General features: G+C 64.6%; 23 protein-coding genes and 1 pseudogene. 15 read left to right on the top strand and 9 right to left on the bottom strand.

What is annotated here, in order from left to right; all coding sequences use genetic code 11:
- Positions 1–66 precede the first annotated feature (66 nt).
- Positions 67–603 (bottom strand): annotated as a pseudogene (locus VC352_RS21895) (TolC family protein); the annotation flags it as partial.
- 103 nt (positions 604–706) lie between these two features.
- Here VC352_RS21895 and VC352_RS21890 point away from each other — a divergent pair.
- From VC352_RS21890 to VC352_RS21860, 7 genes are all read left to right on the top strand, one after another.
- On the top strand, positions 707–1,324 hold the full coding sequence (locus VC352_RS21890; protein WP_322981616.1) for a TetR/AcrR family transcriptional regulator: 618 nt from the start codon (positions 707–709) through the stop codon (positions 1,322–1,324).
- Between the two features lie 71 nt (positions 1,325–1,395).
- Complete coding sequence (locus VC352_RS21885; RefSeq protein ID WP_322981615.1) at positions 1,396–2,511, top strand: efflux RND transporter periplasmic adaptor subunit; 1,116 nt, start codon at positions 1,396–1,398, stop codon at positions 2,509–2,511.
- Positions 2,508–5,597 carry an efflux RND transporter permease subunit gene (locus VC352_RS21880; protein WP_322981614.1) on the top strand — a complete coding sequence of 1,030 codons (3,090 nt, stop codon included), beginning with the start codon at positions 2,508–2,510 and terminating at the stop codon, positions 5,595–5,597. Before VC352_RS21885 ends, VC352_RS21880 begins: the two co-directional genes overlap by 4 nt.
- A gap of 31 nt (positions 5,598–5,628) precedes the next feature.
- A complete protein-coding gene (locus VC352_RS21875; RefSeq protein WP_322981613.1) occupies positions 5,629–6,435 on the top strand; it encodes an oxidoreductase in 807 nt (268 codons plus the stop codon).
- A 28-nt stretch (positions 6,436–6,463) separates the two neighbouring features.
- Complete coding sequence (gene fabF, locus VC352_RS21870; protein WP_322981612.1) at positions 6,464–7,747, top strand: beta-ketoacyl-ACP synthase II; 1,284 nt, start codon at positions 6,464–6,466, stop codon at positions 7,745–7,747.
- Positions 7,735–8,313, top strand: a complete 579-nt coding sequence (locus VC352_RS21865; protein WP_322981611.1) for a helix-turn-helix domain-containing protein — start codon at positions 7,735–7,737, stop codon at positions 8,311–8,313. The genes fabF and VC352_RS21865 overlap by 13 nt, the downstream gene beginning before the upstream one ends.
- Positions 8,314–8,441: 128 nt before the next feature.
- A complete protein-coding gene (locus VC352_RS21860; RefSeq protein ID WP_003084988.1) occupies positions 8,442–8,600 on the top strand; it encodes a YqaE/Pmp3 family membrane protein in 159 nt (52 codons plus the stop codon).
- Positions 8,601–8,701: 101 nt separating this feature from the next.
- On the opposite strand, the gene VC352_RS21855 is transcribed toward VC352_RS21860, so the two are convergent.
- Complete coding sequence (locus VC352_RS21855; protein ID WP_322981610.1) at positions 8,702–9,568, bottom strand: LysR family transcriptional regulator; 867 nt, start codon at positions 9,566–9,568, stop codon at positions 8,702–8,704.
- Positions 9,569–9,698: 130 nt separating this feature from the next.
- Between VC352_RS21855 and VC352_RS21850 the strand changes: the two genes are divergently transcribed.
- Positions 9,699–10,904: a YbfB/YjiJ family MFS transporter gene (locus VC352_RS21850; RefSeq protein WP_322981609.1), complete on the top strand. Its 1,206-nt coding sequence runs from the start codon at positions 9,699–9,701 to the stop codon at positions 10,902–10,904.
- A gap of 16 nt (positions 10,905–10,920) precedes the next feature.
- Here the strand turns inward: VC352_RS21850 and VC352_RS21845 are convergent, their stop codons facing one another.
- Together VC352_RS21845 and VC352_RS21840 are read right to left on the bottom strand one after the other, a co-directional pair.
- The gene (locus VC352_RS21845; RefSeq protein WP_322981608.1) at positions 10,921–11,406 is read right to left on the bottom strand and encodes a hypothetical protein; all 486 of its coding nucleotides are present in this window, start codon (positions 11,404–11,406) and stop codon (positions 10,921–10,923) included.
- 145 nt (positions 11,407–11,551) lie between these two features.
- Entirely contained in the window at positions 11,552–12,439 is an 888-nt protein-coding gene (locus VC352_RS21840) for a LysR family transcriptional regulator (protein ID WP_322981607.1), read from the bottom strand.
- A 91-nt stretch (positions 12,440–12,530) separates the two neighbouring features.
- Here VC352_RS21840 and VC352_RS21835 point away from each other — a divergent pair, with 91 nt between their 5' ends.
- Positions 12,531–13,307: an SDR family NAD(P)-dependent oxidoreductase gene (locus tag VC352_RS21835; RefSeq protein ID WP_322981606.1), complete on the top strand. Its 777-nt coding sequence runs from the start codon at positions 12,531–12,533 to the stop codon at positions 13,305–13,307.
- Positions 13,304–14,077, top strand: coding sequence for an SDR family oxidoreductase (locus tag VC352_RS21830; RefSeq protein WP_322981605.1), 774 nt, complete (start codon positions 13,304–13,306; stop codon positions 14,075–14,077). The genes VC352_RS21835 and VC352_RS21830 overlap by 4 nt, the downstream gene beginning before the upstream one ends.
- On the opposite strand, the gene VC352_RS21825 is transcribed toward VC352_RS21830, so the two are convergent.
- Positions 14,071–14,820, bottom strand: coding sequence for an ABC transporter substrate-binding protein (locus VC352_RS21825; protein WP_322981604.1), 750 nt, complete (start codon positions 14,818–14,820; stop codon positions 14,071–14,073). The genes VC352_RS21830 and VC352_RS21825 overlap by 7 nt on opposite strands.
- Before the next feature lie 144 nt (positions 14,821–14,964).
- Between VC352_RS21825 and VC352_RS21820 the strand changes: the two genes are divergently transcribed.
- The gene (locus VC352_RS21820; protein ID WP_322981603.1) at positions 14,965–15,366 is read left to right on the top strand and encodes a MerR family transcriptional regulator; all 402 of its coding nucleotides are present in this window, start codon (positions 14,965–14,967) and stop codon (positions 15,364–15,366) included.
- A gap of 425 nt (positions 15,367–15,791) precedes the next feature.
- Here the strand turns inward: VC352_RS21820 and VC352_RS21815 are convergent, their stop codons facing one another.
- A complete protein-coding gene (locus VC352_RS21815) occupies positions 15,792–16,082 on the bottom strand; it encodes a hypothetical protein (protein WP_322981602.1) in 291 nt (96 codons plus the stop codon).
- A 138-nt stretch (positions 16,083–16,220) separates the two neighbouring features.
- Between VC352_RS21815 and VC352_RS21810 the strand changes: the two genes are divergently transcribed.
- Complete coding sequence (locus tag VC352_RS21810) at positions 16,221–16,730, top strand: helix-turn-helix domain-containing protein (protein ID WP_322981601.1); 510 nt, start codon at positions 16,221–16,223, stop codon at positions 16,728–16,730.
- Here VC352_RS21810 and VC352_RS21805 read toward each other — a convergent pair whose 3' ends face one another.
- The 3 genes from VC352_RS21805 to VC352_RS21795 are packed head-to-tail and all read right to left on the bottom strand — an operon-like array spanning position 16,731 to position 19,572.
- On the bottom strand, positions 16,731–17,921 hold the full coding sequence (locus VC352_RS21805) for an MFS transporter (protein WP_322981600.1): 1,191 nt from the start codon (positions 17,919–17,921) through the stop codon (positions 16,731–16,733).
- 58 nt (positions 17,922–17,979) lie between these two features.
- Positions 17,980–18,744, bottom strand: a complete 765-nt coding sequence (locus VC352_RS21800) for an SDR family oxidoreductase (protein WP_322981599.1) — start codon at positions 18,742–18,744, stop codon at positions 17,980–17,982.
- A 27-nt stretch (positions 18,745–18,771) separates the two neighbouring features.
- Positions 18,772–19,572 (bottom strand): SDR family oxidoreductase, encoded by an 801-nt coding sequence (locus VC352_RS21795; RefSeq protein ID WP_322981598.1) that lies wholly within the window; start codon positions 19,570–19,572, stop codon positions 18,772–18,774.
- A gap of 110 nt (positions 19,573–19,682) precedes the next feature.
- Between VC352_RS21795 and VC352_RS21790 the strand changes: the two genes are divergently transcribed.
- The 3 genes from VC352_RS21790 to VC352_RS21780 all read left to right on the top strand — a co-directional run bounded on the left by VC352_RS21790 (position 19,683) and on the right by VC352_RS21780 (position 22,285).
- Entirely contained in the window at positions 19,683–20,633 is a 951-nt protein-coding gene (locus VC352_RS21790; RefSeq protein ID WP_322981597.1) for a GlxA family transcriptional regulator, read from the top strand.
- 79 nt (positions 20,634–20,712) lie between these two features.
- Entirely contained in the window at positions 20,713–21,948 is a 1,236-nt protein-coding gene (locus VC352_RS21785; RefSeq protein WP_322981596.1) for an NADH:flavin oxidoreductase/NADH oxidase family protein, read from the top strand.
- Between the two features lie 163 nt (positions 21,949–22,111).
- A complete protein-coding gene (locus VC352_RS21780; protein WP_322981595.1) occupies positions 22,112–22,285 on the top strand; it encodes a hypothetical protein in 174 nt (57 codons plus the stop codon).
- Positions 22,286–22,437 lie beyond the last annotated feature (152 nt).

Below are 22,437 nucleotides of genomic sequence, written 5' to 3'. Positions count from 1 at the left end.
GCCAGCCTCGGATACCTGCCCCCGATCAGCAGAGCGCCGCTTCCACTGAACAACGTGCTGGGTTTACACAGCTAGCCGGGTAGCGGTGGCGCCCGCTTGCGAAGCCTGGTATTGCGCCAGCGCCGCCTCGCGATCACGACGCAAACCACCAAAAACATCCAGTTCCCAACTGGCGCCAAGATTGGCTTCGTAGCTGTTGCCATAGCGGTCAAAGCCAGGCGTGGAATCGAGTATCTGCCCCAACGGCGTCTCCACCGATTGGTAGGCGCGTGCCGCCTGGCCATTGACGGAGCCGGACGGCAACAGTGCCGCATTGGCCGCACCCAGGCCGGCTCGGGCTTGGGCGATACGTGCTTCGGCCTGGGCCAGATCCAGGTTCTGCTGCAGTGCGAGCGTTACCAAGCGAGTCAGCTGAGGGTCGCCGAAACCTGCCCACCAATCGATCAAATCGGCCGTGGAACTCACAGGCCGCTGCTCGACGACGTCCTGTCCCAGGAAGCGCTCGGACAGAGATATCTCCGGACGCTGGTAATCGGGGCCAACCGCGCAGCCTGCCACCAGGCCGGTGCTGATCAGTACAACGAGGAGTCGCTTCGACAGCATGGGATGTTCTTCCAGGGCAAGGGAGGAGACTGCAGGAATCGTGACCACAATACATTTTGGTCACTAATTGTCTATCACCCTGCCGCTCTGTAGGCTATCCCCCATGAACAAGACACCCTCCCCCAAAGTTGCAGCACGTGGTCCGGTGGATCACGAGGTGCGTGATCAGATCGTGGCAGCGGCGACCGAGCACTTCCGCCTGTATGGCTACGAGAAGACCACGGTTTCCGACCTGGCCAAGGCCATCGGTTTTTCCAAGGCCTATATCTACAAGTTCTTCGAGTCCAAGCAGGCCATCGGCGAGATGATCTGCGCGAACTGCCTGCAGCAGATACAGACCGAGGTGAATGCTGCCATCGGTGAGGTGGACAGCCCGCCGGAGAAGCTGCGGCGCATGCTAAAGGCATTGGTGGAAGCTTGCCTGCGGCTGTTCTTCCAGGATCGCAAACTCTACGAAATCGCCGCCTCCGCCGCCTCCGGACGCTGGCCGGCAACCCTGCTCTACGAAGGCTTCATCGAGCAGACCCTTCGCGAGATCCTGCAGCAGGGCCGGCAGAGCGGCGACTTCGAGCGCAAGACGCCCCTGGACGAAACCACCCGCGCGATCCACCTGATCATGCGCCCCTATTTCAACCCGCTGCTACTCCAGTACGGGCTCGAAACCACCGATGAAGCGCCGGCCCTGCTGTCCAGCCTGGTGTTGCGCAGTCTGTCACCCTGACTAGTGACTATTGACTAAATTAGTCACAAGAATCAAAGTGAGGCTCCCTACGACTTCGCAACGGGTTCCTCATGCGCCGGCGCAACCTCTTTTTGTCCACTCTGGTCGGCGTGATGCCGTTCGTGCTGGTCGCCTGCAGCGACCAGACGCCCACCGATCCCCGCACTGACGCGCCACTGGTTCGCGTCACCACCATCCAGTCGGCAACCGCTACATCGCGCGCCTTCACTGGCATCGTCGCGGCCAGGGTGCAGAGCGACCTGGGTTTCCGCGTGTCCGGCAAGGTGTTGCAGCGCCTGGTCGATACCGGCCAGACCGTCAAGCGTGGCCAGGCGCTTTTGCGCCTCGATCCAGTCGATCTGCAACTCGCTGCCCATGCCCAGCGCGAGGCGGTAGCCGCGGCGCGGGCACGGGCTCAGCAGGCCAGCGATGACGAAGCGCGTTACCGCGCCCTGCGCGGCACTGGCGCCGTTTCCGCGTCCGCTTACGACCAGTACAAGACGGCAGCGGATGCGGCTCGCGCGCAACTGAGTGCAGCCGAGGCCCAAGCCAAGGTTGCCGGTAACGCAACCCGCTACGCCGAGCTGCTCGCCGATGCCGACGGTATCGTCATGGAAACCCTGGCCGAGCCAGGCCAGGTGGTCAGCGCCGGCCAGGCCGTGGTACGGCTTGCACATGCCGGTCCACGCGAAGCGCTGGTGCAACTGCCGGAAACCCTGCGCCCGGCAGTCGGCTCCAGTGCTGAGGCCAGGCTCTTCGGTAGGCAAGACATCAGCGTCGCGACCCGGCTGCGCCAGCTGTCGGATGTCGCCGACCGCCAGACCCGCACCTTCGAGGCGCGCTACGTGCTCGAAGGCGAGCTGGCTAACGCGCCGCTGGGCACCACCATCACCGTGCAAATCAGCGACCTGCAAACCGCTTCACCAAGCGCAGTGCAGGTGCCCATCGCCGCGCTGCACGACGCCGGCAACGGGCCTGGCATCTGGATGATTCGCGGAGAGCCGGCGCAGGTGACGTGGACGCCCGTCAGCGTTCAGTCGCTGGACGATGAGAGCGCACGCATCAGTGGCGCGATCAAGCCGGGCGACCAGATCGTCGCTCTGGGCGCGCACCTGCTGCGCGACGGCCAGCCCGTGCGCCTGGCCGAGCCGGCCACCGTGGCGGCAACCGAGGAAGGCCAGCCATGAGCGAAGGTCGTTTCAACCTCTCCGCACTCGCCGTGCGCGAGCGCTCCGTCACCCTGTTCCTGGTCTGCCTGATCTCCCTGGCGGGTCTGGTCGCCTTCTTCAAACTCGGGCGGGCCGAAGACCCGGCCTTCACCATCAAGGTCATGACCATCGTCACCGCCTGGCCGGGCGCCACTGCCCAGGAAATGCAGGATCAGGTCGCCGAGAAGATCGAGAAGCGCCTACAGGAACTGCGCTGGTACGACCGCAGCGAAACCTATACACGCCCGGGCCTGGCCTTCACCACCCTGTCGCTGCTCGACACCACACCGCCCTCGGAGGTGCCCGAGGAGTTCTACCAGGCGCGCAAGAAGATCAGCGACGAGGCCAAGACGCTGCCCGCCGGGGTGATCGGCCCGCTGGTCAACGATGAATATTCGGACGTCACCTTCGCCCTGTTCGCACTCAAGGCCAGGGGCGAGCCGCAGCGCCACCTGGTGCGCGACGCCGAGTCCCTGCGTCAACGCCTGCTGCATGTACCGGGCGTGAAGAAGGTCAACATCATCGGCGAACAAGCCGAGCGCATCTTCGTCGAGTTCTCCCACGAGCGCCTGGCCACCCTGGGCATCGGCCCGCAGGACGTGTTCGCCGCGCTCAACGGGCAGAACGCCCTGACCCCGGCCGGCTCCGTGGAAACCCGTGGCCCCGATGTGTTCCTGCGCCTGGACGGTGCCTTCGATGAGCTAGAGAAAATCCGCGACACCCCGATCATCGCCCTGGGCCGCACCCTGAAGCTTTCCGATGTCGCGACGGTCAAGCGCGGCTACGAAGACCCGGCCACCTTCCTGATTCGCAACGGCGGCGAACCGGCCCTGTTGCTCGGCATCATCATGCGTGAAGGCTGGAACGGGCTCGACCTGGGCAAGGCCTTGAACGACGAGGTGCAGCAGATCAACGCCGAACTGCCGCTGGGCATGAGCCTGAGCAAGGTCACCGACCAGGCCGTCAACATCAGCGCGTCCGTCGACGAGTTCATGATCAAGTTCTTCGTCGCGCTGCTGGTGGTCATGCTGGTGTGCTTCGTCAGCATGGGTTGGCGCGTCGGCGTGGTGGTCGCGGTGGCAGTGCCGCTGACCCTGGCGATGGTCTTCGTGGTGATGGCCGCCAGCGGCAAGAACTTCGACCGCATCACCCTGGGCTCGCTGATCCTCGCCCTCGGCCTGCTGGTGGACGATGCGATCATCGCCATCGAGATGATGGTGGTGAAGATGGAGGAAGGCTACGACCGCGTGCGAGCCTCCGCCTACGCCTGGAGCCACACAGCGGCGCCGATGCTCTCCGGCACCCTGGTCACCGCAGTCGGCTTCATGCCCAACGGCTTCGCCCGCTCCACGGCCGGCGAATACACCAGCAACATGTTCTGGATCGTCGGCATCGCGCTGATCGCTTCCTGGCTGGTCGCGGTGATCTTCACGCCGTACTTCGGTGTCAAGCTGCTGCCCGAGATCAAGAAGGTCGAAGGCGGTCACGATGCCATCTACGACACCCCGCGCTACAACCGCTTTCGGCGGATTCTGGGTAGGGTGATCGCCCACAAATGGCTGGTCGCAGGCTCCGTGGTCGGGCTGTTCGTGACAGCCGTACTCGGCATGGCGCTGGTCAAGAAACAGTTCTTTCCCATCTCCGACCGCCCCGAAGTGATGGTCGAAGTACAGATGCCTTATGGCACCTCGATCCTCCAGACCAGCGCTGCTGCGGAAAAAGTCGAGGCCTGGCTGGCCCAGCAGGCAGAAGCGAAGATCGTCACGGCCTACATCGGCCAGGGCGCACCGCGCTTCTTCATGGCCATGAGCCCGGAGTTACCGGATCCATCGTTCGCCAAGATCGTCGTGCGCACCGACAACCCGGATGAGCGCGAAGCTCTCAAGCACAGGCTGCGCAAGGCGATTGCCGAGGGGCTGGCCAGCGAGGCGCAGGTGCGTGTCAGTCAATTGGTGTTCGGCCCCTACTCGCCCTATCCGGTGGCCTACCGGGTCACCGGCCCGGATCCACAGCGTCTGCGCGCGATCGCCACCGAGGTGCGCCAAGTGATGGAGGCCAGCCCGCTGATGCGTACGGTCAATACTGACTGGGGCATCCGCGTTCCCACACTGCACTTCAACCTGCAACAGGATCGTCTGCAAGCGGTGGGGCTGACCTCCAGTGCCGTCGCGCAGCAACTGCAGTTTTTGCTCAGCGGCGTGCCCGTCACCGCCGTGCGCGAAGACATCCGCACGGTGCAGGTCATGGCCCGCGCCGCTGGCGATATTCGCTTCGACCCGGCGCGGGTGATGGATTTCACCTTGGCTGGCGCCAATGGTCAGCGCATCCCGCTGTCGCAGATTGGCAGCGTGGAGGTGCGCATGGAAGAGCCGATCATGCGTTGGCGCGACCGGGTGCCGACTATCACCGTGCGTGGCGATATCGCCGAAGGCCTCCAGCCGCCAGACGTATCGACCGCCATCAGTCAGCAGTTGCAAGCCATCATCGACAGGCTGCCGAGCGGCTATCGCATCGAGCAAGCGGGCTCCATCGAGGAATCGGGCAAAGCCAGCAAGGCCATGCTGCCGCTGTTCCCGATCATGCTGGCCGTCACGCTGATCATCATCATCCTGCAGGTGCGCTCGATCGCCGCGATGATCATGGTCTTTCTCACCAGCCCGCTGGGGCTGATCGGTGTGGTGCCGACGCTGATCCTGTTCCAGCAGCCATTCGGCATCAACGCGCTGGTCGGGCTGATCGCGCTGTCCGGCATCCTCATGCGTAACACGCTGATCCTGATCGGGCAGATCCGCCAGAACGAGGCGGCGGGGCTCGATCCGTTCCGCGCCGTGGTCGAAGCCACCGTGCAGCGCGCTCGGCCGGTGATCCTCACCGCGCTGGCGGCGATCCTGGCGTTCATCCCGCTTACGCATTCCGTGTTCTGGGGCACCCTCGCCTACACCCTGATCGGCGGCACCTTCGCCGGCACCGTGCTGACCCTGGTGTTCCTGCCGGCCATGTACGCCATCTGGTTCGGCATCCGCCCCATCCCCCACGCACCACTCGCGCAGGCACAACCTGCATGAACCGCCCCTTACTTGAGCGAGAGTAACTGCCATGTCCAACTCACCAGTGGTCGTCATAACCGGCGTGTCATCAGGCATCGGTCGCGAGGCGGCCGAACAGTTCGCCCGACGCGGCTGCCGCGTGTTCGGCAGCGTGCGCAACCCGGCCACCGCGCAGGCCATCCCCGGCGTCGAGCTGATTCAGCTGGATATTCGTGACGCAGCCTCGATACGCCACAGCATCGATCATGTGATCGCAGAAGCCGGGCGCATCGACGTACTGATCAACAACGCCGGTACCACGTTGCTCGGAGCGACGGAGGAAACCGCCATCGACGAGGCCCAGGCGCTGTTCGACACCAACGTCTTCGGCATCCTGCGCGTCACCCAGGCGGTACTGCCGCAGATGCGCAAGCAAGGCAGCGGGCGCATCGTCAACGTCAGTTCGGTGCTCGGTTTCCTGCCAGCGCCCTACATGGGCCTGTACTCGGCCTCCAAACATGCCGTGGAGGGGTTGTCCGAGACCCTGGATCACGAGGTGCGGCGCTTCGGCATCCGCGTCGCGCTGGTCGAGCCTTCGTTCACCAAGACCAGCCTCGACCTCAACGCGCCACAGGCCGCGCTGCGCATCCCCGCCTACGACAGCGAGCGGGCAAGCGTCTCCCAGGCCATTCAGATGAACGTGCAGAAGGCGCCTTTGCCCAATGCGGTCGCCGCGACCATCGTCGAGGCTGCCCTGGGTGCGTGGAAAATGCGCCATACCCCCAAAGGCGAGGCCACCCTGCTCAGACGCCTGCGCCGCTTCATGCCGGCGGGCCCAGTCGACTCGGGCCTGCGCAAGACCTTCGGCCTCGGCTGATTCACCCCTTCACGCACGAGACCACACCATGCACAGAGAACACAGCACACGCATCGTCGTTACCGGCCTGGGCATCGTCAGCCCTCTGGGCTGTGGCAGCGAGACGGTATGGACGCGTCTGCTGGCCGGCCACTCGGGTATCCGTACGTTGCCGGTCGAGCTGAGCGAAGGCACCGGCAGCGCGGTTGGCGGACAGGTGCCCGGCATTGCCGACGATCCCCAGGCCGGCTTCGATCCCGAGCGCTACATCCCCGCCAAGGAGCGCAAGAAGATGGATCGCTTCATCGAGTTCGCTCTGGTCGCTGCCGAGGAAGTCCTGGCACAGGCCGGCTGGCGGCCGACAGACGAAGCACAGCGCCAGCGCACTGCGACCATCATTGCGTCAGGAGTCGGCGGCTTCGGCGCCATTGCAGAGGCCGTGCGGATCACCGATCAACGCGGCCCACGACGCCTGTCCCCTTTCACCGCGCCATCGTTCCTGGCCAACATGGCGGCCGGCCAGGTCTCCATTCGGCATGGTTTCAAAGGCCCGCTTGGAGCACCGGTGACCGCTTGCGCCGCCGGCGCGCAAGCCATCGGCGACGCAGCCCGACTGATTCGTAGCGGTGAGGCCGATATCGCCTTGTGCGGCGGTACCGAAGCTGCCATCGATCGCGTCACGCTCGGCAGCTTCGCCGCGGCACGTGCGTTGTCCAGCGGCTACAACGATCGTCCTCACGAAGCCTCTCGCCCCTTTGATCGCGACCGCGACGGTTTCGTCATGGCCGAAGGCGCTGGCCTGCTGGTAATCGAGTCGCTGGAACATGCCCTGGCAAGGGGAGCACGACCGCTGGCCGAGCTGGTCGGCTACGGCACCAGTGCCGATGCCTATCACCTTACCGCCGGCCCTGAAGATGGCGACGGTGCCCGCCGCGCCATGCAACAGGCGCTACGCCAGGCCGGTATCGCCCCCGCTGAAGTGCAACATATCAACGCCCACGCCACCTCAACGCCAGTGGGCGACCGTGGCGAGCTGGCGGCCGTCCGCTCCGTGTTCGGCAGTGGCTCGGGCGTAGCGATCACCTCGACCAAATCCAGCACCGGGCATCTGCTTGGCGCTGCCGGTGGCGTCGAAGCCATCTTCACCGTGCTGGCCCTGCGTGATCAGGTCGTCCCGCCGACGCTCAACCTCACCGCTCCCGATGAAACCGCCGAGGGCCTCGACCTGGTCGCCCTGAGTGCCCGGCAGATGCCCCTGCATTACGCGCTGTCGAATGGCTTCGGCTTTGGCGGCGTCAATGCCAGCCTGTTGTTCCGGCGTTGGAGGCCCTGAAGATGACCCCGTCGACGGCCAGTGACTTGCGCCGGAACAAGCGCAGGCGAGCAATGCTGCTTGCCGCGAGTGAAGTGTTCGCGGCGTTTGGCTTCGACCAGGCGAACATGCAGGCCATTGCCGATTCCGCCGGTGTGACCAAGGCCACCCTCTACGCCCACTTCGGCGATAAGGCGCAACTGTACCGAAGCGTGATCGACTACTGGCTGGAGCAACTGCCGGAGCCGAAGCTGCCAACACAGGCGAGAGGCGAGTTGCGTAACTGCCTGGAAATAGCCGCACATGCGCTGCTACTGCAGAACCAGCACGCGGCCACTCGCGCCCTCACGTATATCGCGCTGCGCTCGAACCAGATTGAGCAGAAACGCTGGCGACAACGTTACCTGCCCTATCAACGCTACCTGGAAAATGCCTTGTCTCGCTCGCCGCGTTGCCTCGCGCCCAAGCAGGCGGCCATTGAGTTTCTCCTGTTGGCGGTCGGCAGTATCGACTGCAGCAACCCCGTAGCAGTGAGCGAAGCACGGCTGGCTGCTGCCGTGGAAACCTGCGCGCGGGCCTATGCCTGATCCGGGCATGCGGAACACGCTCAGTAGGTCGGTTTGGACAGCTCGAAGGCTGGGAGGAACCCATCCGGATCGATCATGGTCGATAATCAGGAGAGCCCGTCGGGGCTCACTGAAAAGGAAGAACATGCATGGATCTGATCCGAATTCTGATCGCCATCCTCTTGCCGCCACTGGGCGTCTTTCTGCAGGTTGGCTTTGGCGGGGCGTTCTGGCTGAACATTCTGCTGACCCTGCTGGGCTATATCCCCGGCATCGTGCACGCGGTGTACATCATCGCCAAACGCTGAATACTGCCGCCCTGCCAAGACACAAGCCGCGCCATTGCGCGGTTTTGTCTTGTTACAGCTCATCCGCCGCAATCAGCCAGACGATGCTTCGGTATGCCCCCTCAGACTGAGTCGAACGCAGCGACGATCGCCTCGATCACCGCGCGAACCCGTGCGGTATGGCGCACGTCCCGGTGGGTCACCAGCCAGACGTCGTAAGGCGTCTGCTCGCGATCCGGCCATATCCGTACCAGGCCGTCACGTATACCCAGCGGAAGTGCGACCTCACCGACGCCGATGCCCGCACTCAGCGCCTGGCGCACCATCAGGCCCGAGGTGCAGGTCATGGCGATGCGCCCGTGACTGATGGGCTCGCCACTGAGCGTGACCTCGCGCCCGCTGTCCAGATAGGGCTGATAGAGCACCAGGTCGTGTCCGGCGAAGGCACTGCCCGGCTCGGGTATGCCGCGCGCGGCGACATACGCCGGCGAAGCGAAGATGGCGCTGCTCCAGCGGGCCAGGCGGCGCACGATCAGTTCGGGGTTGTCCGGCTTGAGGTTGCGCACGGCGATATCCGCCTCGCGCTTGTTGAGGTTGAGCAGTTGCGTCGAGGCATGCAGCTTGACCTCAATGCCCGGGTGCTCGCGGCGCAGCACGGCCATGGCCGGCATGATGAAGTCGACGGCGAAGGAATCGGTGGTGGTGATGCGCACTTCGCCAGCCATGCGCTCGTCCATGCCGAGGATGCGCCGCTGCAGGTCGGCGGCGGCCGCCTCCATGTCCTGCGCCGCTCTCATCGCCTGCTCGCCGGCGCTGGTCAGGCTGTAGCCGGCCGAGGTGCGCAGGAACAGGGTGGCGTCGAGGGATTGTTCCAGCGACATCAGCCGTCGCCCGACCGTGGCCTGATCCACCCCGAGCGTGCGCGCCGCGCCACGCAGGGTCTGCTCACGGCACAGGGCAAGAAAGACACGGGCGTCGTCCCAGTTCATCGCAGGCGTCCTATCTGATGCATTTTTGCATTACTGAGCGTTAATAACGCTGCGTTATTTCTTCAGTCAAGCCTTCTATGATCGTGCCATCTCATTCGATGGAGCCCACCCGGTGGGCAGAGGAAGGATCATGCACAGCCATACCCAGGGTTCGTTGTGGATGCTGATCTGGGCAGGCCTGTGCGCCAGCCTGGTGGGCATCGGCCTGGCGCGTTTCGCCTACACCCCGTTGATCCCAGCGCTGATCGAGGCGCATTGGTTTTCCGCCGCGTCGGTGGTCTACCTGGGCGCCGCCAACCTCGCCGGCTATCTGGTCGGTGCGCTGATCGGCCGACCGCTGGCCTTGCGCTACTCCAGCGCCGCTGTGCTGCGCGCGATGATGCTGCTGGTCAGCCTGGCGTTCCTCGCCTGCGCCTGGCCGCTGTCGGTGGCCTGGTTCTTCTCCTGGCGTCTGCTCTCGGGCATCGCCGGGGGCGTGATCATGGTGTTGGCCGCCAGCAGCATCCTGCCGCATGTCGCCGCTGGGCGGCGCGGCCTGGCCAGTGGCGCGATCTTTCTCGGCCTGGGCCTGGGCATCGCCGGCTCCGGCACGCTGGTGCCGGTGCTCCTGGCACAGGGTTTGGCGAGCACCTGGATCGGCCTGGCCGTGGTGGCCATGCTGCTGACACTGAGCAGTTGGCGTGGCTGGCCGGCGGACGTGGTGCATGCCGCTCCACCTGCCGCCGCGCAAGAGTCGGCAACGCCCAGTGGCGGTGTGCGCCTGCTGTTCGCCCAGTACGCATTGATGGCGGCCAGCCTGGTCGCACCGATGATGTTCCTGGTCGACTACATCAGTCGCGGACTGGGCGCGGGCACCCACAAGGGTGCACTTGTCTGGACGTTGTATGGCATCGGCGCCATCGTCGGCCCGGTGGTCTACGGCTACCTGGCCGACCGACTTGGCGCTCGCATGGCGATACGCCTGGTGCTGGTGATCCAGCTCGTCGCCCTGGGCGTGCTGGTGGAAAGCCAGGATCTCTACCTGATCGGCGGCGCCGTACTGGTGATCGGCTCGTTCCCGCCCGGCATCGTCCCGCTGGCCCTGGCGCGCGTGCATCAACTGGTGGATGGCCACGCCCGGCAGAACGCGACCTGGAGCCGAGCCACCGTCTCCTTTGCCACGTTCCAGGCGCTTGCCGGCTATGCCTATTCGGCGCTGTTCTCCGCCAGCCAGGGCAATTACCGTCTGTTGTTCGCAGTGGCGGTTGGCGCAGTGGCGCTGGCGCTTCTGCTGGAACTACCAGCTCTGCTGGGCAGAAGGAATGCAGCGCCAGACCTGCGCCTTGGCCGGCTATAAGCCGGCCAGCGAATCCTTAGCCTCGGGCGTTCTTCTTCAGCAGAATGTCCGAGGCTTCGTTGTAGGCGCTCTGGAAGGCGTCGCTGCCGATCCAGGCCATGGCCGCATCCTCGTCTTCCTCGTGGAAGATCGCGCGATAGACGATCAAGAGGCCCATCATGAAATCCATCGCGGCCTCCTGCGATTCCTCAGCCACCACCAGCTCCAGTACCGGGTACTGCAGGAACACCAGGCACAGGCCGAGCAGGCTGATGCCTTCGGCGGCTTTCATGGCCTGGAACAGGTCATCGAAATGCGCAGGGTCGAAGCCGTTTTCCTCGATATCCTTGAAGTCGAAGGTGGAGAGGTCGATCTCGACATCATCGAACGGCTCGTCGATGAACGGATTGGCCAGGATCGGATGCACCCCCTTGGCCTGCGGTTTGGCCTTGCCCATGCGGTTCTGCCTGGCCTTGGTCTTGGCCCGCTGGGCGCGTTTCTTCTGTTTGTCTGGAGAGGCCATGGGGCGGATTCCTCGTTCGATGCAGCCATGCTCATGGCGCGGAATGGTCAGGCGCGCATTGTATTCAGTCCTGGCCCTGGGCGGCGGCTGAATTTTCTGGCGGCAGCGCCGCAGGCGCCTCACGAGCCTCAACGGTCAGCCACGCCTAAGCCCTCGGTGGCTGCCCCGCCACACGCTGACGCATCAATTCCAGGTAGCGCCGCGCGCCCAGCCCGAGTGGCCGGCTGCTGCTCCAGACGATATCCACCCACAGGCGCAGTTGGCTGGCCATATTATCGAACGCCACCGTCTGCAAGGTACCGGAGTCGATCAGGGCGGCGACCAGCGGATGCGGCAGGTAGGCCCAGCCGAGCCCGGCCTGCACCAGGTTGAGGGTGGCCAGGTCGCTGTCGGTAAGCCAGAGGTGATGGGACAGGATCATCTGTGGCTCGGTCGCCGAGGCAGAACCGGCCGCGACGATGATCTGCCGCGCCTCGACCATCCCCTGCTCGGCCATCTGCCTGAGGTAGCCCGGCGCCGCGACTGCCGTCAGTAGCTGGCTGCCGGCCTCGAGAAAGTGTTCCCGCTCATCGATACCGGGGCGCTCGAACACCAGCGCCAGGTGCGCGCTGCCTTCGTGCATCAGACGCACCGCCTCGGCCTGCGAGGCTGAGCGCACCTCGACCTCCAGCAGAGGGAATTCGTTCGCCAAGTCGATCAGTGGCTGACTCCACAGGCCGCTCTGCAACTCCGGCGCCATGGCGATCACCAGCCGCCGTTCCAGGCCCTGGTGCATCTGCAGGGCCTGGGCGTCGAGCCGGTTGAGTTGGCGCGCGGCCTGACGCGCCTGGGGCTCCAGCGCCAACGCGGCCTGGGTCGGCAGCGCCTTGCGCGTGCTGCGATCGAACAGCTCCAGATCCAGCTCCGCTTCGAGCTGGGCAATGGCCATGCTTACGGCAGAAGGGACGCGCCCGAGCTGACGCGCAGCGGAAGAAAAGGAACCGCCGTCGAGCACCGCAAGAAAGACGCGCAGGGTTTCGCTGTTGAATGCCATGGTCGTTGTCAGTTTTCCTGATGACTATCGTCTTTTTTATCAGCTTACTCCCTCTAACTTCCAGCCATCGATAACACGATGGGAGCCTTGCATGAAACAGGACTGGAAAGACCAGGTTGCACTGATCAGCGGTGCCGGCAGTGAACACGGCATCGGCATGGCCATCGCCCGGCGCCTGGGCGCGGCTGGCGCGAAGCTGATCGTCACCGCCAGCAGTGCGCGCATCGCCGAACGCGTCGCAGAACTGCGCGCCGAAGGCTTCGAGGCCGAGGGCCGGGCCGTCGACCTCACCGATGAAGCCGGTGTACTGGCATTCGCCGCCTGGGCCGAAGGGCTGTGGGGGCATGTCGATATTCTGGTGAACAACGCCGGCATGGCGATGCAGGGCAGCCCCGAACCGTTCGCCGAGCTGTCCAGCATGAGCCTGGAGGTGTGGAATCTCTCGCTCGCGCGCAATCTGACCAGTGCCTTCCTGCTCACCCGCGCCCTGCTCCCCGGCATGCGGTCGCGCGGTTACGGGCGGATCGTCAACATCGGCTCCACCACCGGTACACGTGGCGGCAATCCCGGCGAGGCGGCCTACAGTGCCGCCAAGGCCGGCATGGTGGGCATGAACATGGGCCTGGCGCTGGAAGTGGCGCGCCAGGGCATCACGGTCAACACCGTGGCGCCGGGCTGGATCGCCACGGGTTCGAGCACGCCGGAAGAACAGCGCGCCGCAGCCTACGTGCCGATCGGCCGTGCCGGTCGCCCCGAAGAGGTGGCATCGGCCGTGGCCTTCCTCGCCTCCCCCGAGGCGAGCTACATCACCGGTGAATTACTGGTCGTCGATGGCGGCAACTGCTTGATCGAGAACAAGGCACCATGAAAACTCCGAACGACATTCGCCCCGTAGCCCTGATCACCGGAGCCGCCGGTGGTGTCGGCAGTGCATTGGTCGCCCGCTTCCTCGCCGGGGGTTGGCAGGTATTCGCCACGGACGCCAACACGAGCGGCCTGACCGAGCTGGGCCAGCGCCATGCGCTGGTCGGCAGCCTGACGGCGGATATCCGCAAGCCAGCCAACTGCAACGCGGTGATGAACGCGGCGATTGCCTCTGCCGGGCGACTCGACGCGCTGATCAACGCCGCAGGCGTATGGCGCGAAGGGCCGGTGGAGGCCTTCAGCGAGGAGGATTTCGACCTGGTGCTGGACGTCAACCTCAAGGCCAGCTTTTTCATGTGTGCGGCAGCCATCGCTCATCTGCGACAGACGCGGGGCGCCATCGTCAATATTTCCAGCGACGCCGGACGCCAGGGCAACCCGAACGCCGCCGCCTACTGCGCCAGCAAGGGCGGCCTGAGCATTTTCACCAAGGCCCTGGCGCTGGATCTGGCGCCCTACGGCGTGCGCTGCAACGCCGTCTCGCCCGGCGACATCGAGACACCGATGCTCAAGTTCCAGGCCGAGCATTACGGCAATGGCGATCCGCAGGCCTACTACCGGGAGTTGCTGGGGAAATACCCGCAGGGCGATCAGGCGCGCTTCATCCAGCCGGAGGAAGTGGCGGAACTGGCGTTCTTCCTCTGCCAGCCCGGCGCCCGCTCGATCACCGGCGCCGACATGGCCATCGATCAGGGCGTTTCAGCCGGTCACTGATCGTCGAACCGTTCGTAGCGGCGCTGGATGCGCGCCAGTTCCCCCGAGCGGCGCAACGTGGCCAGCGCAGCGGCCCAGGCCGCGACCAGCGCATCGTCGCTGTCGCGGCTGAAGGCGATGTACAGCGAGGAGCGGTACAGCTCGATGGGCACCCGCCTGAGAGTGCCCGGAGCGATGCCCAACTGGCGACTGTAATAGGCTACGCCGGCGTCGGTATCACCAACGATCACATCCGTGCGCCCGGCCAGGAGCATGCGATAGAGCTGATGACTCTCGGCCGCACTCTTGTCGAGATTCCTGAACCCCAGCGCTTCGAGCATTCGCGGCACCAGGCCGGCGTGACGCGTGGTGATCCGCGGCGCGTGCATCAGTTGTTCCAGAGAGGTGATAGGGGCCGCCGTGCCGGACGACTGATAAGGATGGATGGACTCCTCCACAATCGGCCCGACCCACTTGTACAGTGGCTCACGCTCGGGCGTGCGAAACATCGAGTACATGATGGTTCTGGGACGATTCTGCAGCGCATAGGTGGCGCGCATGGTCGGCAGCAGGTCGATCTCGAAGTCGTCCCCGGTGAGCGCCATGATGGCCCGCACAACCTCCGTCGACATGCCGGTGAGCTGGCCGTTGTCCTCATAGTTGTAGGGTGCCCATTCTTCCGTGACGATCTGATAGGGCTCCGCTCTGGCCAGGGCGCCAGACAACAGGCACAGCAGCACGAGGGAGAGTATCGAAGGCTTCACGTGTCTCGCCTGGCAATTCGGATGGTCAGCCAATCATAGCTGCTGCCAGCCAAGCCGCCCTATCACGCTGGTTGCGACGTGCGCAGCGCCTATTAAAGTAGCGCTGCGAGCTCCAGACCCACCTCACTGCACAAGGCCCTTCGGATGAAGATTGGTGAATTGGCGCGGCGTACCGGCCTTGCGGCCTCACGCATTCGCTTCTACGAAAGCATCGGCCTGCTCAGGCTGGTGGAACGGCAGACCAACGGTTATCGCAGCTATCCGGAAGAGGCCATACTGGTGCTCAAGCTGATCATCAGCGCCCAGCAGGCCGGCTTCAGCCTCGATGAGCTGCGCACGCTGCTGCCACAGGATCTGTCGACGTGGCAGCACGGCAAGCTGCTCGACACCCTGCATGCCAAGGTGCGAGACATCGAAGCGCTGCAGCAACGCCTGGCGCAAAGCAAGACGCACCTGCTCGCGCTGATCGGCGAGATCGAAAGCAAGCCAGAAGACATCGACTGCGCCGCCAATGCCAGGCGGGTGCTGGCGAAGATCAATCCATAGGCTTGTATCTGAGCGGTGGTCGCCAGAAGGCGCAGGTTGCGCCTCCCGGCCCCCATCGCCAAGGACGGTGCTCAACGAATGCCCTGGCTGCGCAACGCCGCCAGCATGAACTCCGATTTGCTCGCCTTGAAACCGAAGGCGATGGGCTGCGCGCTGTTGTAGGTCAGGCCGGGGAGAGGTTGTCGCGCCAGGTCTAGAGGTTGCTGGCGTCGCTGGAAAACTTCACAGGGTCGTCGGCGAAGGGATCGACGAACTGCTTGTCGATATCGCTCTAGGTCAGACCCAGGCTGAAGCCACTTGCCCAAACCGGAATGGAACCGCCGGCATTGGCAGCCACCTCGGCGCCCAGCTGCATGAGTTCTTGTGCCACCGCGAAAGTTGCAGCAAATGGCCGTGACTGTCAGCAGAGTCGCCTTGGTGAGGTTCTAGTCATGCCCCTGCCCTGCCTGTGCCAGTTTGCCTTCGACAGTCTCAAGATCCTGGCGCGCCTGGCTGGAGCCCAACGTTTGCGCCCGCAGGAACCAGCTGTGCGCGTATTCCAACGCCACGATGCCCTCGTCATTGGCACGGGCCAGATGGCAGTTGCCAGCGGCGGCAGCGAGATCCGCCGTGATCATGCGGTCGTCCAGCTCGTTAGTGACGCAATCGCCATAGGGTTCGGCCTGCGCGCTGGCGACGATGAAGAAAGCAGTCGCAGTCAGAAGTTGCTTGATCATGGGATAGACCTCGGAAAGATGCTCGTCACAAAGGTTCTATAACAGAACCTAGCGACGAGAAAATTAGGTGCTATCATGAAACCTGTCAACCACTTTCTTGTCGGTAGCTACAAACTGCCCCCAACCGGAGACCCGCACGTGGAACGAGTTACCTTCGAAGATCGCAACTGTTCGGTGGCACGCTCGGTAGATGTCCTGGGCGACTGGTGGAACCTGATGATCGTGCGTGAACTGTTCTGGGGGACGAACAAGTTCGATGAGTTCCAGCGCAACCTGGAGATATCCAAGGGCATCCTGTCCAAGCGCCTCAAGTTGCTGCAGGACTACGGCATCGTGGTGAAACACACCGTTGGCAGCGGCACCGAATACGCACTGACCGAGAAAGGCCGAGCGCTGCACGTGATCATCATCGCCATGCTGCAGTGGGGAGATACGTGGAACCCGCTGGCCGAGGGCGCTCCGCTGATCCCCGTCAACCGCAAGACCGGAGCGCCACTGGCCCCGATTCAACTGACCGACATCAATGGCGAGCCACTCGCACTGAAAGATCTCGGCCTGGTCGTCGGCCCAGGTGCGGATGAGACGACGCGTGAGCGCCTGGCCAGGCTGCGCCAGGCCGCTCAGCAGAGGGCGCAGGCCAGCCGCTGATCAGCTCAGCCCCGCTGCAGTCACCTGCATACGGGCATGCCACTCGGAAAAACGCAGGCTGACGAAAGCCAGCAACAGAAACAGCAGCGAGGCCAGCAACAAGCCGATGAAGCCGACGAGGGGATAAAGCCACCCAGCGACAGCCGAGCCGGTGCCAATGCCGGCGAACATGAACGACGCGGTCATGGCCAGGGCGATGCCGCGTTGCTCGGGCATCAGCTCGACGATACGCCGCTGCTGCGACGGCCAGACGATATCGGTGGCCAGCGCCCAGATCACCAGGGCCAGCAACAGCCCGCCGAACAGCCTTGGCATGGCGGCAAGGCCCAGCAGATCCAGCGCCAGCAGGCCGATGCCGATCAGCAACAAACGCTCGGCACTGACCCGCAGCGCCAGGCGCGTGACCAGCAGATTGCCCAGGACGCCGGCCACACCCAACACGGTCAGCGCCAGGGTGATGTCGCCGGCGCTGCCGTGGAAATCGTTGCCGATGATCGGCGCCAGAAAGGCATAGGTGGTGAACACGCCCGTGGTGACGAAGAACACCACCAGAAACGCGCTCAGCGAAGTGGCACGGGTCAGCAACATCATGACCTCATTCGGCGCGACACGCTGGCCCGCCACACGATCTGGCACCCACGCCAGAATCATCACCGCAATGAGCAGACCACTGGCACCGACCCCGAAGAACAGGCTGCGCGCTCCGAACTCATGCGCGATCCAGGCGCTGATCGGCATGCCGGCCAGCCCCGCGACACTCAGCCCGAGCAGCACGATGGCAATGGCGCTGCCCTGCTGCTCGCGCGTCACCAGGTTCGAACCCAGAGCGCCGAGCACCGGGCCGATGAAGCCCGCCCCCAATCCCATCAGCACCCGAGACAGCAGCAGAGTCCGGTAATCCGGGGCAGCGGCGAACAACAGCGCTGCACCGCTGAACATCGACAACCCCAGCAGCACCTGCGAGCGGCGCCGCAAATGGCCCAAGGTCATCTGCAACAGCGGTGCGGCGAGCGCGAAGGTGATGCCGAACACGGTGATCAACAGGGCGCTCTGGGCGCTGCTCAAGGCCCAGGCGGTGGAGATCGCCTCCAGGCTGCCGACCACCGACAGGGCGCCGACCGCCTGGACGAAATAGGCCAGGCTGAGCAGGCGCAGGGCGAGGCGATCCGGTGCAGCAATAGGGCTGTACATGAGGCTCTCCAGAGGGGCACGAGAACGCCCGACCTCGTGATGAGGTCGGGCGCCGGAGTCAGGCAACGGGGATGGGGTTGTCGATGATCGACTGGTTGAACTGATTCACCAGCGCGTGCTCGTTCGGCCCGACATTGGCACGCAGTGCCGTGATGCCGTCGACGATCACCTCGGTGGTCGCCGTCTCCAGCTTGGCCAGAGTCTCGGCGATGAAGGCATCCAGCGGCATGGCACGCGGGTCGCCGCTCTTGTGGATCAGGTCGGTGTCGACCCATGGCGGCGCGATCTCCAGCACCTTGACGCTGGTGTCACGCAGCATGAAGCGCTGCGACAGGCTGTAGGAGTGAATGGCCGCCTTGGTCGCCGAGTACAGCGCGGTCACCGCAATCGGGATAAACGCCAGCACCGAGCTGTTGTTGATGATCGTGGCGTCCGGCTGGCGCTTGAGGTGCTCGACGAAGGCCGCGCTGACTCGCACCGGACCGAGCAGGTTGGTGGTCACCAGGCCGACCGCCTGCGCGTCGTCAAGCTCGCCCGAGGCGGCATCGTCGAAGGGCATGATGCCGGCGTTGTTGATCACCACGTTGAGAGCCGGGTGACGTTCGATCACCTGCTGCGCCACCTGCTTGATCTGCTGCGCATCGTTGATGTCCAGCACCACGGTGTCGATGCCGGGGTTGGCGCGGGCGATCTCGTCGAGTAGCGCCTGGCGGCGGCCGGCGATGATCACCTTGTTGCCGCGTTGATGGAAGGCTTCGGCCAGGCCGCGACCGATGCCCGAGGTGCCGCCGGTGATGAAGATGGTATTGCCGCTGAGTTTCATGGTGCTGCTCCTGTCATGCGGGGTCGATCAACGCTGGACGCTGTAGCGCGGCGCCGGTTGGTTGCTGGAAAGCTGGTTGAACATGGCCTTGCGCGCCGCCTCGTAGGCCTGCCACTGGCTGGCATCGTGCAACGAGGGAATGGAGATCAGTTCGCCGTGATCGAAGTCGATCAGCGCGGCGTCGACCAGGGCACTGGCCGGCATCACGATGGCCGGGTCGAGGTGTTCCAGCGGCAGGCCGCCGTTGTCCCAGAACTCGGTGGCGGTGGCGCCCGGCAGTACGGCCTGGATACGCACGCCCTTGTCGGCCAGCTCGTGGTGCAGCGACTGGCTGAAGGCGGTGACGAAGGCCTTGCTGCCGCCGTACACGCCGTTTAGCACTTCCGGGGCGATGCTGACGATGGACGAGATGTTGATGATGGCGCCGTTGCCGCGCTCGACGAAGCCGGGGATGGCCGCGTAGCTCAGGCGCATCAGCGCGGTCACGTTGAGGTCGATCATCCGCGTCATCAGGCCCACATCGCTGTCGAGCAGCGGCGTGTGGGTGCCGATGCCGGCGTTGTTGACCAGCAGGGTAATGCTCGCGTCCTGCTTGAGTTTGGCCTCGACGGTAGCCAGGCTGGCGGCGTCGCCCAGGTCGGCCTGCAGCACCTCGACCACGCGCTGGGTATCGTCGGTGATGCGGCGGGCCAGGTCGTTGAGGCGTTCACGGTTGCGGGCGACCAGGATCAGGTCGTAGCCGCGCTGGGCCAGGCGCTCGGCATACAGGGCGCCGATACCCGAGGATGCGCCAGTGACAAGTGCGGTGCCTTTCGATGCGGTGTTCATGATGTGTCTCCAAGTGCGGTGGGCTTGGGACACATCATGGCGAGGATGGGCAAAGACCTAAATGACGTATACAGTCATGTTTTAGGACATGCCTGATGCGAGACACGACCATGCACAGAATCGGCTACCTGCTCTCCGACGACTTCCAGGTGTTGTCGCTGGCCACCCAGACCGTCTTCGAGTACGCCAACGTCGTCGCCGAGACGCCCTTCTATTCCATCGAATTCTTCTCCGTCGTTGGTGGCATCGTGCGCTCGTCCCTAGGCCTGGGCATCGAAACCCGCGTGCTGAACAACCCCGGCCTGGCCGACACCTGGATGATCGCCGGGGTCAACAAGCCACTGGAAACGCCGCCGAGCGAGGCCGCCCTGGCCTTCGTGCACCAGGCCGGGCAGCAGGCGCGCCGCGTCGCCGGCATCTGCACCGGCGGCTTCGTGCTGGCCCAGGCCGGCCTGCTCGATGGCCGCCGCGCGACCACCCACTGGGCCTACGGCGCCGCCCTGCAAAGGCTGTATCCGCAGATCAGCGTCGAGGACGATCGCATCTTCATCATCGATGGCAACGTATGGACGTCTGCCGGCATGACCGCTGGCCTGGATCTGGCACTCGGCATGGTGGAAAAGGATCTCGGCCCTGACGTGGCGCGCTCGGTGGCGCACAAACTGGTCATGCACCAGCGCCGCTCGGGCGGACAGTCGCAACACTCGGAGATGCTCACCCTTGCGCCGAAATCCGACCGTATCCAGAACGCGCTGAACTACGCCCGGCAGAACCTGCACAAGCCGCTCAGCGTCGAGGAACTGGCCGAAGCCGTGCACCTCAGCCCACGCCAGTTCACCCGTGTGTTCACCGCTGAGACCGGGCAATCCCCGGCCAAGGCCATCGAACGCCTGCGCCTGGAAGCCGCGCGGGTGATGATCGAACAGAGTCGTCATTCGCTGGATGTGATCGCCAAGGAAACCGGCTTTCGCGATCGCCGCCATATGCGCGAGGTGTTCATTCGCGGCTTCGGCATCCCACCCCAGGCGATACGCCGCGACGTGCGGGGCGTGAAGGCCTGAGCGAGTCACGTGAACAGTCATTGACATTAAAGTGAACTTCAACGTTAAGGTCGCCTCACCCTAAGCCGAGGAGGCGCCGATGAACCTGTTCGATCCCCTTGTCCTGCCCAGCGGCTCGACCCTTGCCAACCGTATCGCCAAGGCGGCCATGGAAGAGAACATGGCCGACGCCGACCATGCGCCGTCCGAGCGCCTGTTACGCCTCTACCAGGCCTGGACCGAGGGTGGCGCGGGTCTGTTGATCAGCGGCAACGTGATGGTCGACAGCCGCGCCATGACCGGGCCTGGCGGTGTGGTGCTGGAAGACGACGCACAACTGGCCCGCTTCGAGCGCTGGGCCCGTGTCGGCCGCGCCAAGGGCGCGCAATTCTGGCTGCAGATCAACCATCCGGGCCGGCAGATGCAAGCCAACCTGGGCCAGCAGACCTGGGCACCGTCGGCCGTAGCGCTGGAGCTGGGCAACCTGTCCAAGCGTTTCGCCACGCCGCTGGCGATGACCGAAACGATGATCGCCGAAGTGATCCGGCGCTTCGCCCACACGGCACAGCTTGCCGAACGCGCAGGTTTCAATGGTGTGCAGATCCACGCTGCGCATGGCTACCTGCTCAGCCAGTTCCTTTCACCGCTGAGTAATCAGCGCAGCGATCAGTGGGGCGGCACGCTGGAGAACCGCGCGCGCCTGCTGCTGGAGATCGTCAAAGCGGTGCGCGCGGTGGTGTCGCCGAGCTTCGCCGTGGCAGTGAAGCTGAACTCGGCAGACTTCCAGCGCGGCGGCTTCAGCGCTGAGGACGCGCAGCAGGTGGTGCGCCTGCTCGACGGCTTGGGCGTGGATCTGGTGGAACTCTCCGGCGGCAGTTACGAGGCGCCAGCCATGCAGGGCCAGGCCCGTGACGGCCGTACCCTGGCGCGTGAAGCCTACTTCCTGGAGTTCGCCCGCGAGATTCGCGCGGTGGCGAGCATGCCGATCATGGTCACCGGCGGCATCCGCCGTGCACCGGTGGCGCAGCAGGTGCTCGATAGCGGCATCGAGCTGGTCGGCATTGGCACCGCTCTGGCCATCGACCCGAACCTGCCGCGTGACTGGCAATTCGGCCTCGGCAACGCCCCACAGCTGCCACCGATCACCTGGAACAACAAGGTGCTGGCCTCGCTGGCGAACATGGCGGTGGTCAAGTACCAACTGCGCAGACTCAGCCAGGGCCGTCAGAGCACACCCGAAGTATCACCCGCCTGGGCACTGCTGGTGCAGCAACTGGCCGATCTGCTGAGCACCCGCCGCTACCGCAGCTGGATGGCCAGACGCAACGCGCGTTGATCTTCCGCAGCCGCTGCCAGGCCACGACGACAACGCGATTGCCGTTTCGCTCGTTGCATCGTTGCAACAGTCCTTTCTCGAATGCGCGGTTCAATTAGCTTGCTAACGAAGCGTATAAACCAGGTGCGACATCTCGCCGCACCCGTTATTCGAGGAGACAAGCATGAACGTGATCGTGCATGAGCGTGACAGCGAACATCTTTCCCATGAGGCCCGTGCCATGGGTATCGAGGTCTGGGATGTGATTCAGAACGGTGAGCTGGTCGGTATCTTCCGCTCCCAGGAAGAAGCCGATGCCTACCGCAGGGCGCTGGAAGAAAGCCAACCGCAAGGATGATGCACAGGCTGTTGCCGTTTGCACACAAACGGCAACAGCCTGCCAATGTCTGCCCCGGCAACCGCCAATCGGCGCGTTGCTACAAAGGTACTCGAGACGCCGAGCGCATTGCCGAAGCTGGGCTAGTCTCACCCTCAGGAAAGAGGATTTCC

It is taken from the genome of Pseudomonas sp. C11, from assembly GCF_034683865.1.
In the GTDB taxonomy this organism is placed as follows: Bacteria; Pseudomonadota; Gammaproteobacteria; order Pseudomonadales; family Pseudomonadaceae; genus Aquipseudomonas.
This window is presented reverse-complemented; position numbering and strand designations above follow the sequence as displayed.

Bases quoted from the DNA above. Each gene is read 5' to 3' on its own strand.
- VC352_RS21890 (WP_322981616.1), top strand. From the start codon at position 707: ATGAACAAGACACCCTCCCCCAAAGTTGCAGCACGTGGTCCGGTGGAT.
- VC352_RS21885 (WP_322981615.1), top strand. From the start codon at position 1,396: ATGCGCCGGCGCAACCTCTTTTTGTCCACTCTGGTCGGCGTGATGCCG.
- VC352_RS21880 (WP_322981614.1), top strand. From the start codon at position 2,508: ATGAGCGAAGGTCGTTTCAACCTCTCCGCACTCGCCGTGCGCGAGCGC.
- VC352_RS21875 (WP_322981613.1), top strand. From the start codon at position 5,629: ATGTCCAACTCACCAGTGGTCGTCATAACCGGCGTGTCATCAGGCATC.
- fabF (WP_322981612.1), top strand. From the start codon at position 6,464: ATGCACAGAGAACACAGCACACGCATCGTCGTTACCGGCCTGGGCATC.
- VC352_RS21860 (WP_003084988.1), top strand. From the start codon at position 8,442: ATGGATCTGATCCGAATTCTGATCGCCATCCTCTTGCCGCCACTGGGC.
- VC352_RS21855 (WP_322981610.1), bottom strand. From the start codon at position 9,568: ATGAACTGGGACGACGCCCGTGTCTTTCTTGCCCTGTGCCGTGAGCAG.
- VC352_RS21850 (WP_322981609.1), top strand. From the start codon at position 9,699: ATGCACAGCCATACCCAGGGTTCGTTGTGGATGCTGATCTGGGCAGGC.
- VC352_RS21845 (WP_322981608.1), bottom strand. From the start codon at position 11,406: ATGGCCTCTCCAGACAAACAGAAGAAACGCGCCCAGCGGGCCAAGACC.
- VC352_RS21840 (WP_322981607.1), bottom strand. From the start codon at position 12,439: ATGGCATTCAACAGCGAAACCCTGCGCGTCTTTCTTGCGGTGCTCGAC.
- VC352_RS21835 (WP_322981606.1), top strand. From the start codon at position 12,531: ATGAAACAGGACTGGAAAGACCAGGTTGCACTGATCAGCGGTGCCGGC.
- VC352_RS21830 (WP_322981605.1), top strand. From the start codon at position 13,304: ATGAAAACTCCGAACGACATTCGCCCCGTAGCCCTGATCACCGGAGCC.
- VC352_RS21820 (WP_322981603.1), top strand. From the start codon at position 14,965: ATGAAGATTGGTGAATTGGCGCGGCGTACCGGCCTTGCGGCCTCACGC.
- VC352_RS21815 (WP_322981602.1), bottom strand. From the start codon at position 16,082: ATGATCAAGCAACTTCTGACTGCGACTGCTTTCTTCATCGTCGCCAGC.
- VC352_RS21805 (WP_322981600.1), bottom strand. From the start codon at position 17,921: ATGTACAGCCCTATTGCTGCACCGGATCGCCTCGCCCTGCGCCTGCTC.
- VC352_RS21800 (WP_322981599.1), bottom strand. From the start codon at position 18,744: ATGAAACTCAGCGGCAATACCATCTTCATCACCGGCGGCACCTCGGGC.
- VC352_RS21795 (WP_322981598.1), bottom strand. From the start codon at position 19,572: ATGAACACCGCATCGAAAGGCACCGCACTTGTCACTGGCGCATCCTCG.
- VC352_RS21790 (WP_322981597.1), top strand. From the start codon at position 19,683: ATGCACAGAATCGGCTACCTGCTCTCCGACGACTTCCAGGTGTTGTCG.
- VC352_RS21785 (WP_322981596.1), top strand. From the start codon at position 20,713: ATGAACCTGTTCGATCCCCTTGTCCTGCCCAGCGGCTCGACCCTTGCC.
- VC352_RS21780 (WP_322981595.1), top strand. From the start codon at position 22,112: ATGAACGTGATCGTGCATGAGCGTGACAGCGAACATCTTTCCCATGAG.